Below are 18,100 nucleotides of genomic sequence, written 5' to 3'. Positions count from 1 at the left end.
TTCAAATATCACACTGCCATTTTCATTTTACCCTTTATAAATAATAAAACTTTGTCTACGTTACTCATAATAAATGAGAATACTTTACTAATAATATACGAACCTATCCAACAACTTATGAAAACTATAATACTATATTCTAAAGTATAAATTATAAACATGTAATTATTTAAATTTGTTATTTTTTCAACTACACCCGAATCAATCCATAAAAAACTTCTCATATTCGTATGCTCGTGCAATAAATAAATACCAAATACATACTTAGAAATAGTGTTGATGACAGCTGATTTAATTTGAGTTTTTCTAAAGTATTGGAATAAAGCATAGGACATGATTAATACAATCGGCGAATTATAATTATACCATCTCCCAATATCTCCTTCAGTATTTGCAGCACTCATTACAATCATTGTATTAACAATAGCTAGTACTAAGTAGGATATTAAATACAAATTTTTATTGAGATCTTTTAAAATAAATTGATAGTTTCTAATGTAAGCGCCCACAATATAAAGATAAATAAAAAAAGGTACACCATATCCCTTTCCTATCCCTATTGAGGAGTTAGCATAGTAAAATTGCCAAGCACAACAAATTAGTGTTGTAATAACAATCAAATTAAGATGTTCTTTTTTACTTATAGTATTTAACAGTTTGTTTAAATATGGGGATAAGGCAAAAAGAACAAAATAGGCTGTAACAAACCAGTACTTACCAAATATTACTGCAAAAAGGGATTCTTTTAAACTAGTCATATTAAAGTCTGGGTAACCAAAAATACTTGTTATTGCAAAAATTAACGTAAAGAAAAAGCTTGTTTCAACAAACAACAATACAAGTTTTTTCAACTTAAAAGTTGATTGTGATAGAAAATACGCACTAATTAAGACATAAATATTAACAGCAATAATCGATAGTGAGCGTAAAAAATGGTATAACATTTCATTAAAACTAGATAACGTTGACGTATCTATATATTTTTGAATACCATGGGTTCCAATGTGTAAGATCATAATCATAAACATGGATACAATTCTTAATAATTCAAAATTCGATTCTCTTATAGGTTTGTTTTCGTTTTTCATTGTAAATTTCCTCCAAGGAAGAATTATATCAGAAAATTAAAAATGTACAATACAAAAATTATTTTTAAGCCATGAATACATTTTTTTCTGCATACTTATCCTTTTTTTCTAATAAAAAAACGTATTTTATACTTTTTGTATAAAATACGCTAAAATATAATATTATTTTCTTTCAAATATTACTTTAAACAAAAATTGGGGTAATACTAACATTCTTTTAAATCGTGTAGGTTGTTGAATTAGTCGATATAACCATTCTAAATGAAGGTCAATCCATGTTTGTGGTGCCCTTTTCACTTCCCCAGCCCACACATCGAAACTTCCTCCAACTCCCATAAATAAACCTTTTTTAAATTTGTCGATATGTTTTTCAATCCAAAATTCTTGTTTAGGAAAACCTAGACCTACAAATATTAAATCAGGTTCAAGTTCCACCATTTTGTTGACAATTTCTTCGTCATTAATATCAATATAACCATGTTGTTTCCCGACAATATTTAAATTTGGATGTTTCTTTTGAATATTCACATACGCTTTTTCAATTGTTGTGTCCTTTGCCCCAAGTAAGAAAACTTTTAAATTTTCTTTTTCCGCTTTTTTTAATAGTTCGCCCATTATATCAAAACCTGCAACTCGTTCTTTTAAAGGCTCATTAATAATTTTTGACGCAATTACAACACCGATTCCATCGGCTAATACGAAGTCAGCATGATTTAACGTTCTATAATATTTAGGATCTTTATTTGCTAATGAAACAAGTTCTGGATTAGCTGTTACAACAAATGTTTTCTCCTGTTCTTGTATTCTATTATCAAAAATATCGATGAATTCACCCATACTATTATTATGGAAATTTACATTTTGAATTTTTACTGTTGACATATTTGTCCTCCCATTTTCTAAATAACAGTCCAAAACGAATTTTCAATTGAAAATGGATTCATTATTAATCACTTACATTAGTAAATGAATGATTAAATTGTGTATTTAATGTAAAATTTATTATAACAAATTATTGGTTGTTAGTGAACAAATTTACGTTTCCACTTTATCCCTTTTTACGACATTTCAATTATATTTTTAAAATAATTTTTATACCAAAGTAATAATATTACAATATATCGATAATAAAAGATACATAATTAACCTTTATTTGATAATATTAAGCTGTTCAAAATATTACTATTCAGTAGCATAATGAACAGAATAGTATTTTGAATATAAATTATTTTAATTTGCAAGTACAAACGCAGTAATCATTATTTAAATTTCGTAACATAAATATTTAGTTCTTGTTAATGTGTTTTGCTTTATTTATGATATTATAAGATTATGTAAATTTGATTGTATATTAATTTAGCAAAATTGTAGAACTTAAAAATAGATGGAGGAACTTTAATGAAACGAGTAATTACTTACGGTACATTCGATCTTCTACATTCAGGACATATAAATATTCTTCGACGAGCAAAGGAACAAGGCGATTATTTAATCGTTGCGATTTCAACGGACGAGTTCAATGCATTAAAAGGAAAAAAAGCTTATTATACATTTGAACAACGAAAAATGATTTTAGAAGCGATTCGATATGTAGATTTAGTAATTCCTGAAAATACATGGGAACAAAAAATTGAGGACGTCCAAAAATACGATGTGGATGTATTCGTAATGGGCGATGATTGGGAAGGAAAATTCGACTTCCTAAAAGACTATTGTGAAGTTGTTTATTTACCAAGAACAGTTGGTATCTCAACTACGAAAATAAAAAAAGATCTAAAAGAAGTAGCAGGTAAAAAATAACAAAAAAGTTCCTAATCACTCGAATGATTAGGAGCTTTTTTTCATATAAATCTTACAAATTAGAATTTAAAGCAAATAGGACCGATTTGAATTATTGAAGAACCTTTGATTTATTTAAATAAGAAAGTAAGTGTTCCACAATTCTTTCCGATGCAAAACCATCTCCATAAGGATTAGAAGCTTGAGCCATTTCGTTATATGCGTTTTCATCCGTCAGTAATTCAGTAGCTAAACGGTAAATTGTTTCTTCATCTGTACCGGCTAGTTTTAATGTCCCTGCTGCTATTCCTTCTGGACGCTCAGTTGTATCACGTAACACGAGAACAGGCTTCCCTAAAGATGGGGCTTCTTCTTGCACACCACCAGAGTCGGTTAAAATCATATAGGATTGGGCAGCGAAATTATGGAAATCAAAAACTTCTAACGGCTCAATTAAATGAACTCGGGAATTGTCTCCTAAAATTTCATTAGCAATTTCTCGCACAACGGGATTCATATGAACCGGATAAACAACTTGTACATCATCCTGTTCTTCTAAAATTCGAACAATCGCTCGGAACATATTACGCATAGGTTCCCCTAGATTTTCACGACGGTGCGCGGTTAATAAAATCATACGATCGTTTCCGATTTTTTCTAAAACCGGGTGAGTGTATTCAGGACGAACGGTTGTTTTAAGAGCATCAATAGCTGTATTCCCTGTTACAAAGATGGATTCTTCAGGTTTGTTTTCCAGTAAAAGATTATGCTTTGATACTTCGGTAGGAGCAAAATGCAGATCCGCCATTACACCTGTTAACTGTCGATTCATTTCTTCAGGATATGGAGAATATTTATTACCTGTACGCAAACCTGCTTCCACATGGCCAATAGCAATTTGGTTGTAAAAAGCTGCTAAACTACCTACAAAAGTCGTTGCCGTATCACCATGCACTAAAACGACATCTGGTTTCGCTTCTTTCATAACGGCATCTAAACCTTGTAGAGCGTTTACGGCAACGTCTACTAACGTTTGTCGATCCTTCATAATATTTAAATCATAATCCGGGTCAATTTGAAAGGTCTCAAGTACTTGGTCAAGCATTTGACGATGTTGGGCAGTAACCGTTACGATGGAGTCAATTTGTTCGGGATGTTTTTGGAGTTCTAATACAAGGGGTGCCATTTTAATAGCCTCTGGACGGGTACCGAAAATAGTCATTACTTTATATTTTTTAGACATTATGTATCAACCTTTCAAAGCATATTTTATACTCAACAACAAAAGTTAGTGTCAATAGTTTTAGTAATCTGCATCCATTTGGTTTGACAATATGGATGCAGTTTAAAGAGGAAAAACTACTTTAATGAGAATGAAATTTTACTAATTTCATCATTTATAAAGACTTCATAAGTTTCATTTTGTAAGTAATAAGTGGAATCACTCATTTTTGAACTTGTTAAATCTATATTTCCAATTGCATCTAACTCAATGTTATTAATGACGATTTCATTTGCATTACCTTGATCATCAAAATGATATTCAACAAAATAAGCAGGATAAGATAGGATACTCTCCCCTAATCCATTTTCCGTTTCAACTGGTTCAGTACTCATTGAAGATTTAATTTGATCATAGTTTCCACCTAAAAAGGCAAAGAAATACATATATGAATCTGAGAATTCTGATGGAAATGCAGAAACAAAATCTTCTATTTGAAAACTAGATTCTTCAAAACTTTCTTCCAATAAAATAATATCACTCTGATTTACATATAATTCTTTGTCATCAAACGTAAATTTAAAATGTTCTCCAATTTGTTCAGTAATATATACTTTATCTCCAAAATTTAATGGAAAAGAAGCACTTGTTGAATCTATTGAATTATAAACATTTGTATCCTCTACAACTACAAAGCCATATTGACTAATCATCGAAGTTACTTCTTTCTTTTCTTCATTTTTTACCTTATCGCCTTCATTAATTGAATGTTGTTGTTCGTCTTTTAATAGACCGGTTAAAGTGTCTATAAAAGGAATTTTAAACATAAAGATTATCGTTATAAAAAGTGCAATTAATAAAACAAAGGTCTGGCCGATAAATGAAAAAGACCAATCTCGAGTTTTAGTAGATTTACGGGACAATCTCGATCTCGACCTAGAAGCTATGATTACATCTTCAGCTTTATATTGAGATTGAAGTTTTTCATAACGATATTGCTTTTTTTCTGTTTCAGATAGATTATTAAACCATTTAACAAATTGCCGATACTTTTCAATTACAATTTGAACTTCATCGAACATTTCAATTTGGCCATAATTCATCCAAATTACTTTATCACAAAAAGATTTCACTTGAGAAATCGAGTGACTGATGAATATAATTGTCTTCCCTTGTTTTTTAAACTCATTCATTTTATCAATACATTTTTGATAAAATGTTTGATCTCCTACGGAAAGAGCTTCATCGATAATTAAAATATCTGGATTTGTATGTACAGAAATAGCAAAACCTAGTTTAGATTTCATACCGCTAGAATAATTTTTAACAGGTTGATCTATAAATTTACCGATATCAGCAAACTCAATAATATCTGGAAGTATTTTTTTAATTTTCTCATTACTAAGACCATGCATTAAACATTTTAATCGAATATTTTCTCTACCTGATAATTGGTTATTTAATCCAACAGAAATAGCAATCAATGAAGTTTCTCCATTAATTTCTATTTCTCCAGATGTAGGAGGGATAATTTGAGCAATTAAATTGGATAAGGTAGATTTCCCCGCTCCATTTAACCCAACAACCCCTATAACATCACCTTCATAGATAGAGAAACTGACATTTTTTATAGCTTGAAAATCTTCATTTTTTTTCCTCGATGAAAACATTTCAAGAATTTTATCTGATTGTTTATTATATAAATTATAACTTTTTGATACATTTTTAAATATTACTTTAGGTCTCATTTTAAGACCTCCAATTACAAATAATCTACAAATTTATTTCGGAATTTTAAGTGCACAGTTGAACCAATCAATAGAATTATCACTGTTAAAATCCAGAAATAAATTGTATAGGTAATATCATCAAAAAACCATTCTCCACCAATTAAAGTATGTCTAAAACCTTCAATCAAATAATAAAAAGGGTTTAACTTTAATAATGTAACTAAAGGTTCTGTTAAAGCTTCAGAAGATTCTACATTCCAAACAATTGGTAGTAGGAAAAACATGATTCTCATTATTGCTTGGACAATATTTTGAACATCTCTTACTATTACGGCTAAAGAAGAAGTTAGTATTGTAATTGCATAAATTAAAACATACACACTAATTAGGTAGTACGGTAATTGAATAATATATAAACCGGAAAAATTACCGTAAATACTAATAATACATATTGTAGCAATTAATAAAATAAAAAAAGTAATAGAGTTACTAAACATTTTTATTGTTGGTAAAACACTTACTGGAAAATTCATTTTTGATACCATAGCTATTTTAGAATGAATACTATTAGAAGCTTGAGTCACAGTTGGTGAAATATATAACCAAGGTATAAGACCTGTTAATAACCAAAGGAAAAATGGAGTCTCTCCAACTGGAGAGCCTCCTCTAATTCCCAAACCAAAGACAAACCAATATACGCCTATTAGTATCAGAGGGTTTAGAAATTGCCAAATACGGCCTAAATAATGCATTTGATATTGGCTTTTTGTTTCATATAAACCAATACGAAATATTAATTGAAGATTAAGGATTTGTTCCTTAATAAGAGTTAAAATAGAACTCATTTAGAGACAGCAACCTTTTTTAATGCTTGATATAAGTTACCATAGTTTACATATTCAATATCTGTTGAAACTGTTTTCACTACATTTTTAGTATCAAATATTAATTTTTCATTCATCTCTATTAAATCGGTACCACTAAATTCTTTAAATTCATTGTGATCAGCTAAAATTAGTATTAAATCAGAATTATTAACTGCTTGTTTTAAGTTAGGTAATACCCAATCTAATTTGACATGCGGGTCGTAAGCACGTACTTCAAAATTCCCTTGTTCCTTTAACATTTCGTAAATTTCCATTGCCGGGCTTTCACGAATATCATCTACATTCCCTTTGTATGTTAATCCAAAGACCGTAATTACTTTTCCGCCACGATTAAACATTAATTTGTTTACATTTTCAACAACATATTCAGGCATCGAAACATTGATTTCACGTGATAAATTGATTAATTTTGCAGTTTCTGGTGCTTTAGCAACAATAAAGTATGGGTCTACCGCTAAACAATGTCCACCTACACCTGGTCCAGGTGTATGTAAATTAACTCGTGGATGTTTGTTTGCCATTTCAATAACCTCTAGTGCATTAATTTCAAGTTCTGTACATACTTTTGCTAGTTCATTTGCTAATGCAATATTAACATCACGGAAAGTATTTTCCATTAATTTAGACATTTCTGCAGTTTTAGCGTTCGTTTTAATAATTTCTCCTTGAACGAAAGTAGAATAAACTTTAGCTCCAGCTTCAGTACATGCAGTTGTAATTCCCCCTACAATGCGGTTGTTATGGATAAGTTCATGTAAAATTTGACCTGGTAATACACGTTCAGGACAATGAACAAGGAAAATATCTTCACCTACAGTAAATCCAGCAGCTTCTACTAACGGTTTTACTTCATCATCCATACTACGTGGAGCAATAGTAGATTCAACAATAATTACATTACCTTTTTCAACATATGGTAATACACTTTTGACACCACTCAATACATAAGATAGATCACAAGATTTATATTCATCGTTGTGATTCGGGGTTGGTACTGAGATAATGAAAGCATCGGCTTTTTCTGGTGTTAATGATGCTTTAAAAGTACCCTTTTCTATTACTTCCTCCAAAGCTTCTTGTAAACCTGGTTCCTCAATATGAATTTGTCCACTGTTTAAAGTGTCAATTACTGATTGTTTTACATCTACTCCTACTACTTCTACACCATGTTTTGCAAACATAATTGATGTTGGTAAACCAATATAGCCTAATCCGATGGTTGTTAATTTCATTTTTATGCCTCCAATAATTTATAATTATATATAAAATTGCAATACTGTTTCTCTAAGTTCAATTTTCATAAGATTATTAGCCTCATCTAATTCAACTTTTTTAAAACTATCTATTGCATTTTTCCCAAGCTTTACTACAGTTAAAAAATTCCCTGTTTTCATTTTTTTATTATATTGCAATTGACGCGTCGGAATAACACTACCAAATTTTTCTGCAATGATTGCAACAGGTGGATCAATAGAACCTTCTCGAATATCCAGAGAATCAATTGTATTAAATTGTTCTAACTCTATTTCATCGTTTTCGGAATATAGTAAAATCTTATTTTTTTCTTCCTTACCAATTTCTATGTGTGGAGCTAGATTAAATGTTTGAACAATATTTTTTAAGCCTTCTGATTTTGCACGATCAAGAATAATTAAAATATCAGGTTTAATAAACACTAATGTTCTTTCAAGAGATAAGTTATCATAACCACCATTAACACCACTTACAATGTCTAATTTTTCAGATGTATAAAAACTCTTTGTATAAATTTTTTTCATATCATCCATTGTTAAGTCATATTTATATTTTTTCCCTTTAAGATGTACGGTAGTATGAGCTTCAGGTGATAGTACATATCCACGTATCGGTGAATTACCATAACCATATTTACCTGTGTCCATAAAAATATCTTTTCCATTATAAAATAAAGTTATTGAAAGGTCGTCGTTATGTTTATGGGTAACTGTACCATATCCACTGACAAATGAAATCCAAGTAGAAAGTTTTGGGTCTTTTTTATTTTCAGATTGTAGAACACTTATTCCAGCAACCTGATCATGGAAACTATCAAATCTTTTCTCTATTTTGGCTTTCGCTTTTCCAGTATCACCAATCTGAGGTAATGAAAGATCTGGTTTAGCTAAATAGGCAAAATATTTTTCAGATTTACTCAAAATATTTAATACATCTTCGCCTAATGAAAGATTATTCTTATTTAAAAATGATTCTGTGGATTTGTATAAATTATAAACTATCGTATGATACTCAGGTGAATTTTCTAAATGAACACCATTATAACTATAGCTTGAATAAAAAGTATCTTTTAATCGCCAAATCCCTTTTTCAATCCATCTTGACGCCTCAGGATGACTAATACTATTACCTAATAAAATTAAAGCTCTATCCATCATTATTCCATGATTGTTTTTTCGGTAATGATCGTCTTTATATAAAAAAGTAGCATGACGTTCAATTAACGACACATATTTCTCTATATTAATATTTAAATGTCGTTTTGCTAATATTAGAAAATATACTAAATTATGGGCACGGTATGCAGTTGGGTGGTCATACCAAACCATTGTATTTTCAGGATTTGTTTCTTCGTACTTTATCCATGACTCAATTATTTCCTGTGCTTTTATTAAATACTTTAGATCATTTGATTTTTCATAAGCATTCAATAAAATACTAATACAATTTAATGCTTGTAAATAAAGCTGATACGTGCCAGGATTTGTATGGTGAGTATAATCCCAATTTATTCCTTCGCTAAAATCTAGAACATCTAACGATGAAAACACAACTATTTGGTTATTTAAAATTTTATTAGCGTTTTCAATTGTTGTACTATTAAAACTTGAAATTTTTATAATTTGCGTTGTATTTAAATCATTAAATTTAACTTTTTCTTCATCGTTATTTTGTACTTTAACCTTATCACTAGAATATTCATTTAAATATTTAAGGGTTTTTTCTTTAGACATAGGATTATGTCCTTCTTCTTCATTAAAATAAAATTCCAATCGAATTTTATCTTTAATAAGGTTACTATTTTCAGTATATAACGTTGATAAAAATGGCGTTAAATGCCTTTTAACATCATGCTCACACGCTAAATTTTGTAAATATAAAATCTTAGGTATATATCCTTGAGTTTTATAGAAATAAGGAATGTTAAGTCTATCCTGATAATTTTCTATTATCTCTTTACTAGACAACCCATTATAGGAGACAGAAAACATTTTATTTACATGTGATGAATAATAGTTAGGAACAATAGTTTGTGGATTATTTACTATTGCAAGGGATTCCTTAATTAGCCCAGCTAAATATAAAGACATGAATCCACCAGCAGAACTACCATAAAATATTATATTTTCAGCTTTTATTTTCATAAGTTTACTAATTTTAATAACAATTTCAGCAATTTCTTTTAAATAAAACTTCTCTTTAGTTCCTTGACACCAACCTAAATTAATTTGTCCGTGATATAAAGTAGGGTCATTATAAATTATAGTCGAACATTCAATTTCATTAACCCATGTTTTTCGTTGGAAAATTGGTAGTTCACTACGAGTATAATCAAATGCCCCATTACCCATACATATAAGAGAGTTTGTTCCCTTTAAGTTCATGAAGAATTCGTAAACTACATCATCTTTACTAATAGATAATATATAAGATTTCCCTTCAATTAGATGATTCAAGCCAATTTCATCGAAATTTATTTCAATGTTTTCAATATTATTGTTTGCCATATATTACTCCTCTAATTTAAACAACATTGAACTACAATTTGATTATATTCTTTTTTCTTATACAAACGTTCAAAAGTTGTTATAATTTTGTCTTCAATGACGATATATTCTTTGTATAGTTCATAAATTTTGTATAGAGTATCTATCGAACCTTCTAAATGCTGTTCTTCAATCATATTTAATCTTTTTAGGTACCAATTTTTAAAATAAAAATTAAACCGTTTCTCCATATAGACATTTATTAATCCGTGTTTTTTTAGGAAAGGTAAGCGTTCCTTCTCAAGTATATAAAATTTATTAAAAAATCTATCTGTAATTGTATTAGTAACTGATCCAGCAACTGCTGCATAATAAATATGAATAACTAAATCTATTACTTTAGTTTTTTTTGAATGTAACAATAATTCTTGGAAAAACAAAGTATCTTGACCACCAGCATTTTGAATCATTTTCAAATTGTTTTCTACTACTATAGATTTTTTGACAATCAAAGCTTGAATGCTCTGCGCTCTCATGTTTGTTTCTATTAATAATTTATGTGGTTTTTTTATTATACTTGAACCAATTGCTTCATTAACTGTTTTGTAATATAGGAAATTACCTTTCTTGGTATTGTCAAGTTTAATCATGTTACCAATAACTAAGTCTAATTCCGTATCTATTTTTAATTCTTCTAGTAATCTTGCATATCCATCATTAACAGCTTCATTATCGGGATCTAGATAAGTGATAAAATCAGCTGTAGCAAGCTCAGCCCCTTTATTTCGTGGACGTGATGCACTACCACTACCATTATCATTAAAATAGTATGCCCGTACATTTGGATAATGTTTTTCTAAGCGTTTAACTATTAATTTAGTAAATTCATCTGTCGAACCATCATCAATTATGATTATCTCCATCTCTTTAAAAATACTGCTTCTTTTCAAACTATTAAAACATTTATTTAATAGATATTTACCATTATTATAAACAGGTACTATTACTGATAATTCATATTTTTTAGGCTGCACTACATTTTTATTAACATTACTAGTCATATTAAATTCAAAACGGTCGATACTATAACCGTTTGGAAGCGGAGTTTCACCATTCATATTATTAAAATCTTTTAATTGAAATTTCGAAGACCAAAATACACTTCTATACTTATCTCCTATTTTTTCAACAAAGTCATGTTCAGTTTCTTCAATGAATTTCTCTCCATTATAATAACTTGATTTCGTTACATAATCGACATCTGTATATTTAAACGCATTTATCATATCTTCTAAATAAAATTCACCATACTCGTACTTGGAATTAAAAAAAGCTATTATTTCAAATTGCTCTTTTAGTTCTTGAGTAAACTCACTATAAGTAACAATATGTTTATATGGATATGTTTGTGATTCGAATTGTTGTTTTATTTGTTGGTTCATTTCATTAACAACAACTAAAACCCTGTGTTTTGGAAGTCTTCCTTTTTCACCAATACATAATAATAAATGATTGAAACGATGGAAAGTTGTATAAGATGACATAACATTTCTAATACCACCTACCTGGTGTTCGAATACTTCTTCATCAGTAAAACTATTTATTATATCTTTAACTTCAAGTGAATCATTAATTATAAATACATTAGGGAATAAGTTATTAACTCCTACACTATAATTGGATAATATAATATTACCTATTGCTTGTAGTTCATAAACACGATTAGCAAACATAGTATTACTATATTTAACAGAGTTTAAATTAATAGCCCAATTATATAGCTTATGAATTTTTTGTAAGTATTCATGACTAATGGAAGGTGATATATATTTTGCGTATTCTCTAGGGAAAAAGTAATCTGGATGATTTATTTCAAAGTTACGATCTATAATTTTCAAATTTCTACCTGCTTCAATAACACCATTAAAAATATCCTTCGTCTCTTTTTGTCTTTCAGGATATTTTGTTAACCAGGAACCTGCAAAAAATACATCATTACTTTTCTTTATAGTTCTCATACCTACAGGATTATGATAAAGAGGATTTACTCCAAATTCCAATACAAAAACATTTTCATTCTTACACTCTTCTTTATACCGCGGTATTATTTCTTCTGCAGTTGTAAAAATATAATCACAACGTTTTGCAATTTCAACAAATTTCTCATAATTTACTGGATCTTCTTTAGAATAAAACACTACTTTTTTATCAATTCCACGGAAAAATTCAATTATTTCGTACAATTCTTTTCTACGATTAGAATTTTCATTAGCCAAACCACGCCATTCTTTATTTAATCCTTTCCACGTTGTTACTATTAGAATAAAATCTAGTGCATGGGCAAGTTCTTTATAATTTTTGTTTGTTAAATAATGAAAATTTGCAACATCTTTAAAAGAATGATATAAAAATTCATCAGACACTATTCCTACATTTACTTCAAATTTTTTAAAATATCGACTTCCATTACTTTCAGGTATTTTTTTTAATAAAGGCAAAACTCTATTGAAGAAATCTTTATCACTTACTTCATCTCTATATTGTAAATATTCTTTAACATAAGCTTCTTCATCTATGGAATCAAGTTTTATACTTACATTTGATTCCAATGTGAAGAGTGCTAAATTACCATCTACTTTATCTTTTTCTTTTATTAACTGTGATAAATATTTTTTCTGCTTTTTAATATCTTTATCTAACTTTGCGATTTCGTTATCTATGTTTTCAATGCGTTTATCAATCTTTACTATTTCCATTATATTATTATCCTCTCATCATAATTCTTTTCTTGAATTTCCAATAAGCATAAGTTAATTTTCCAAGTTTTGAATTACGTAAAGCTTCATATTTTTTTACTAATTTTTTGTGAGAATTTAATAATTTTTTTTCTTTGATTAACATCGAAATAATTTTTTCACCTAAATCAATTTCTTTCTTTTTCTGCTCAATAATAATTTTTTGTAAAGACTCAACATTATTTTTTTGTTTTTTCAACTCTTTTTTTAGTTTTGCTAACTCATTTTCAAGCCGATTAATTTTCATTTGATCCGGTTCATTACGAACTAATGTTTTAGTAATAAAGCTCCACTTTTCCTTTGTTTTAAAATTACGAATAAAATATTTAACTTTAAATTCTCCATATTCATCTTCTAAACGAAGAATTAAGTTATTATTGCTGGAATACATTACCTTTTTATAGATTGAACCATTCAAATAAATATAGAATGCATATTCAATATCTTCACTATTTTCAATATTAAGAGAGAAGTAAAGTTCATTATTATTAATTTCAAAATTAACTAAATCAAAAATAAAGTCTTTATGTACTGTTAATGTTTTATTTGTATTAATTTCTAAAGTCTCATTATTTTCATTTCTAATTTCTAAAAAAACATTATATGTCTGTAATTCCTTATCTATCTCTTTTATCACATTACTTTTAACAATTAATTGGTTATTCTCCATTTTATATCTAGCAACTTCTTTATCAAATTGTTTTAAAACAATTTGTTTAGATATTTTTAAATAATTATCTTCGGTTCCTGAATTAGAACAAATCTCAAATTTAATATCACCATCACATGCAATTTTAATGTCCAATTCACCAACATCAATATCTTTTAATTCAATTTTTTCTTTTACATGTTGCATTATTCTTCCCCCTTCAATTAACAATTTTTATAGACATCTAACAATAACTTTTTTTCATTTTCCCAATTATATTTACTACTAGCTTTTATACTATTTTCACTTAAAGAATCTCTTAATTTTCTGTCTAATAACAATTGATTAACCGCTTTTGCAATTTCTTCTGGTTTATGAGCGTCGATACAAATACCTGTCTTATCGCCTTCTACTACTCGTTTAATTTCGGGAAAATCACAGGCTACTACAGGTACTCCTGCCATCATGTATTCAAATAGCTTATTAGAAGAGGCTGAATAATGATTAAAACAAATATTATTTAACACTTGAAAGCCTAAATAAGCATTTCTCGTATATTTCGGTAAATCTTTTAATGGTACTTTAGGAATAAACTTAACTTTTTCTTCTAGACCCATCTCGCTTACCATTTCTTCCAAATAGTGTTTAATTTTACCATCTCCGATTAAAACTACTGTACCCTCATTAAACATGGGAACAGCTTGTATCAATTTATCTAATCCACGCCCTACTTGAATTCCTCCTTGATACAGTAGAATCTTTTCCTCTGCAGGTAAATTTAGTAATGTATGTATATCAATTTTATCATTATCTTTAGATTGGTTAAAAAATGGGTAATTATGTAGAACATTAGGATAAAAACCATATAACTTTTCATTAAATGCAGCTCGTGTATCATTTTCTACTATCATGGAATTGATTTTTTTTATGAAGAAACTTTCTACAAATTTAATCGTCTTAGGATTATATCCTGTCCTACTTGTTTGAACTTCATGTGAATCGTATATAAGTTTTTTACGATGCAACCGCCATTTCGATGAAATATATGCTTGAGGTAGCGTATTCAAGTCGTTTGCATGGTATATGTCATATTTTGATCTATATGCTTTTGCAAGCATACGTAAAATTATATTCCCCTTAATTACAATTCCTTTAAGTTTTGTTTTTAAAAGCAATGCAACAAGCACTGTTATACCAATAATTATAACCGGAACATTAATTAGTAAATATAACCAAATAATTACCGAAATTAATAATAAAAATTTATTATCTAATATTTTTTTATAGACTTTTTGGAGTGCTATTAATGTAGTTGGATATCGTTTTACCCTATTAACTGTAAACTTTGGATTTACTTGCTCAAATAAAGGAAGTTCTTTATCATTTGGATCTTCAATACAGATTAGATCCACATGATAACCATCTTCTGATAGGGCGGTACATTCACGTAAAACCCTAGCATCGTTGGTGAAGTGATTCCATACAAACATACAAACATTTTTACTCATACATTTCCACCTTAGTAACTTTCGATTTCATTTTTTTGGAACTATTTTCGAACCGTCCAAATAAATTAATTAGTTCCAATATATTTTTTTCCCAATAGAAATGATTTCTTACTAATCGAATACTATTGGATTTCATTTCCATACGAGTGTTAGGATGATTTTTCAAATAGAGTATATGCTCCACTATTTCTTTCGCATCCCGACTTTCTGTTATATAACCAACATTATATTTTTCAATCAACTGTTTTGAAAAACCAGATACCGAAGCAATTAATGGCAATCCACTTGTCATATAATCTATTAATTTGCCCGGTAATACGGTATCAAAGACTTCATTTTTAGTTAAAGCTAAGATACCAACATCGTGTTGTCGATTCAAAACGAGACACTCTTCTCTTGTTGTAGGTGCAATAAAAGAAATGTGATTTAATTGTTGTTCTGCTACAAATTGCTTTAATTCTTCCCTTTTCATACCGTAGCCAACAATACTTAAATGCACTTTTTCCTTGTCTAATTCTTTTGCGAGTGATTTTAAAAAATCTACATCTTGAGCTAAACCAATATTCCCTGTATAAATTGCTTTAAACAGCTTATCATCATGTATTTCTTCATGAATTTCAAATTCGCGAGCTGCGTTTGGCAAAAATATAATATTTTCTTCAGGAATATTAGCAACTTGTTGAATATGTTTTGAAAAACGTGGACTATTCACAACAATAGCGTCTGACTTTTTATAAAGGAACTTCTCTACTCTTGTAAAAAACCAAAGAATTGGAGTGTAATTAAAAACACCTACCCCCTTAAGAGATTCAGGCCACAAATCCCGAATATCTAATACCATTTTTGCCCGATAGCGAAATTTTGCTATAACTCCTGCTATTCCTATAAAGATAGGTGGACTTGAAACAAATACGATGTCATATTTCCCTCTATTAAATAGTACAAAGAAAATCATTTTCAATGTAAATTCTAAATAAAATAACAGACGACTGATCATATTTAAAGAATATTTTCGCTTTTTCACAGTGACACGGTGTATATGTTGCGCTTCGTTTAAATTCATATCATTCCAAAAATCTTTGTTTTTATACAAATTTTGATTAGGATAAGATGCTACTGTAGTTAATACCGTTATCTCATATCCCTTTTCTTTTAACAGCTGATATATGTTTTTCATACGATTACTCGCACTACCGATTTCTGGATAAAAGTTTTGTGTTATCATTAACACTTTCGTCGACACATGAAGACATCCTTCCATATTGGCTCATTATATCTTACTTTTGATAGAGTTTAGACCTCGTGTAAGTTGATATTTAGCCATTTTTCAAATTATTATATCATAGACAGTGAATATATAGACCTACTTATTTTATCCTTTTCTAAATATTTGAAATGGTACATAATTTAACACTATTTGTATATCAATTTCCGTCTTAGAATAATAATTTATTGACATTTTAAGGAAGCATTATCTTTTATCGTATGATTAATTCCTCAATTACTATTTTTCCCCTTTTTTTTCAATAGCCAGTTTGTTTATAATCTAAGAATATACTGATAGTTATTAAAATTTCAATAACGTATATTACTTTTGATTATTTTGTCATATATCGTCTATTTTTTTATTTTCCTTATATTTTACCCTATTAATTGAGTATTCAACTTGATAATTAGTAAAATTTACAAGAATGAAACAACTTTGCAATAATTATTTATTTAATTAATAGTCTCATTGGCCGATATAATTCTAGAATACTGACCAAATTACTAAAATCACAAATTTTCCGCTTTAAAAATCACACCAATTTAAAGGAGAGTGTATGATGGAGAAATATAACAAAACCCTTATAAAGACAGGCGTGTCGAGTGTTTTACTTTCATCCGGTATATTGTTAGGGTCTAGTTTTGCTTCTGACCTTCCATTTTCATCAATTGAAGTAGAAGCTGCATCAACGACAACTTATACAACAACAGCTAACTTAAACTTACGATCTACAAATTCTACTAAAGGAAAAATTTTATTAACGATTCCGAAGGGGAAAGCTGTTAATTATATCTCGAAATCTGGAACTTGGTACAAAGTTTCATATAATGGAAAAACCGGTTGGGTTAGTTCGGAATATATTAAAATAACAAATTCTGTCGCTACTACTAAAACAACTTATACAACAACAGCTAATTTAAATTTACGTTCGACTAACTCTACTAAAGGAAGTATTTTATTAACGATTCCGAAAGGGAAAGCCGTTAATTATATCTCCAAATCTGGTGATTGGTATAAAGTCACATACAACGGGAAAACAGGTTGGGTTAGTTCCGAGTATATAAAAGTTACAACAACTAGCACTGGATCAACAAAACCTACTACTCCGTCTAAGCCAAGCACTAGTGTATCAACAACGAAATCAACTTATACTACTACAGCTAATTTAAATTTACGTTCGACTAACTCTACTAAAGGAAGTATTTTATTAACGATTCCAAAGGGGAAAGCCATTAACTATATTTCTAAGTCTGGTGATTGGTATAAAGTTACTTACAATGGGAAAACGGGCTGGGTTAGCTCGGAATACGTGAAAGTCGGAACTACTAATACTGGAACGTCGACTAAACCAACTACACCTTCTAAGCCAAGTACGAGTGAAACAGTAACGAAATCAACTTATACTACCACTGCTAATTTAAATTTACGTTCGACT

At 29.0% G+C, this 18,100-nt stretch carries 13 protein-coding genes; 2 read left to right on the top strand and 11 right to left on the bottom strand.

What is annotated here, in order from left to right:
• Positions 1-8: 8 nt before the first annotated feature.
• Both EC501_RS01265 and EC501_RS01260 read right to left on the bottom strand, forming a co-directional pair.
• Positions 9-1,088, bottom strand: coding sequence for an acyltransferase (locus tag EC501_RS01265; RefSeq protein ID WP_122970465.1), 1,080 nt, complete (start codon positions 1,086-1,088; stop codon positions 9-11).
• A gap of 162 nt (positions 1,089-1,250) precedes the next feature.
• On the bottom strand, positions 1,251-1,970 hold the full coding sequence (locus EC501_RS01260) for a WecB/TagA/CpsF family glycosyltransferase (protein WP_122970464.1): 720 nt from the start codon (positions 1,968-1,970) through the stop codon (positions 1,251-1,253).
• 516 nt (positions 1,971-2,486) lie between these two features.
• On the opposite strand from EC501_RS01260, the gene tagD reads away from it, so the two are divergent.
• Positions 2,487-2,888: a glycerol-3-phosphate cytidylyltransferase gene (tagD, locus tag EC501_RS01255; RefSeq protein WP_122970463.1), complete on the top strand. Its 402-nt coding sequence runs from the start codon at positions 2,487-2,489 to the stop codon at positions 2,886-2,888.
• Between the two features lie 91 nt (positions 2,889-2,979).
• Here the strand turns inward: tagD and wecB are convergent, their stop codons facing one another.
• The 9 genes from wecB to EC501_RS01210 form a co-directional block, all read right to left on the bottom strand.
• Positions 2,980-4,110: a non-hydrolyzing UDP-N-acetylglucosamine 2-epimerase gene (gene wecB / locus EC501_RS01250; RefSeq protein WP_122970462.1), complete on the bottom strand. Its 1,131-nt coding sequence runs from the start codon at positions 4,108-4,110 to the stop codon at positions 2,980-2,982.
• Between the two features lie 116 nt (positions 4,111-4,226).
• Entirely contained in the window at positions 4,227-5,837 is a 1,611-nt protein-coding gene (locus EC501_RS01245) for an ABC transporter ATP-binding protein (protein ID WP_122970461.1), read from the bottom strand.
• 14 nt (positions 5,838-5,851) lie between these two features.
• Positions 5,852-6,664, bottom strand: a complete 813-nt coding sequence (locus EC501_RS01240; protein ID WP_122970460.1) for an ABC transporter permease — start codon at positions 6,662-6,664, stop codon at positions 5,852-5,854.
• The gene (locus EC501_RS01235) at positions 6,661-7,938 is read right to left on the bottom strand and encodes a nucleotide sugar dehydrogenase (protein ID WP_122970459.1); all 1,278 of its coding nucleotides are present in this window, start codon (positions 7,936-7,938) and stop codon (positions 6,661-6,663) included. The genes EC501_RS01240 and EC501_RS01235 overlap by 4 nt, the downstream gene beginning before the upstream one ends.
• Before the next feature lie 24 nt (positions 7,939-7,962).
• Positions 7,963-10,467, bottom strand: a complete 2,505-nt coding sequence (locus EC501_RS01230; RefSeq protein ID WP_241559241.1) for a heparinase II/III domain-containing protein — start codon at positions 10,465-10,467, stop codon at positions 7,963-7,965.
• A gap of 11 nt (positions 10,468-10,478) precedes the next feature.
• Entirely contained in the window at positions 10,479-13,202 is a 2,724-nt protein-coding gene (locus EC501_RS01225; RefSeq protein WP_122970458.1) for a glycosyltransferase, read from the bottom strand.
• 7 nt (positions 13,203-13,209) lie between these two features.
• Positions 13,210-14,097, bottom strand: coding sequence for a hypothetical protein (locus EC501_RS18590; protein ID WP_241559240.1), 888 nt, complete (start codon positions 14,095-14,097; stop codon positions 13,210-13,212).
• 17 nt (positions 14,098-14,114) lie between these two features.
• Positions 14,115-15,398: a glycosyltransferase gene (locus EC501_RS01215; RefSeq protein WP_122970457.1), complete on the bottom strand. Its 1,284-nt coding sequence runs from the start codon at positions 15,396-15,398 to the stop codon at positions 14,115-14,117.
• Positions 15,391-16,641: a glycosyltransferase family 4 protein gene (locus EC501_RS01210; RefSeq protein ID WP_241559239.1), complete on the bottom strand. Its 1,251-nt coding sequence runs from the start codon at positions 16,639-16,641 to the stop codon at positions 15,391-15,393. Before EC501_RS01210 ends, EC501_RS01215 begins: the two co-directional genes overlap by 8 nt.
• 583 nt (positions 16,642-17,224) lie before the next feature.
• Here EC501_RS01210 and EC501_RS01205 point away from each other — a divergent pair.
• A partial coding sequence (locus EC501_RS01205; protein WP_158599649.1) for an SH3 domain-containing protein occupies positions 17,225-18,100 on the top strand: 876 nt, incomplete at its 3' end.

Origin of the sequence: Lysinibacillus halotolerans (genome assembly GCF_003711845.1) — a bacterium.
GTDB classification, from domain to species: domain Bacteria; phylum Bacillota; class Bacilli; order Bacillales_A; family Planococcaceae; genus Ureibacillus; species Ureibacillus halotolerans.
Note: the sequence above shows the minus strand (reverse complement) of the source record. Positions and strands in the feature narration are given on the sequence as shown.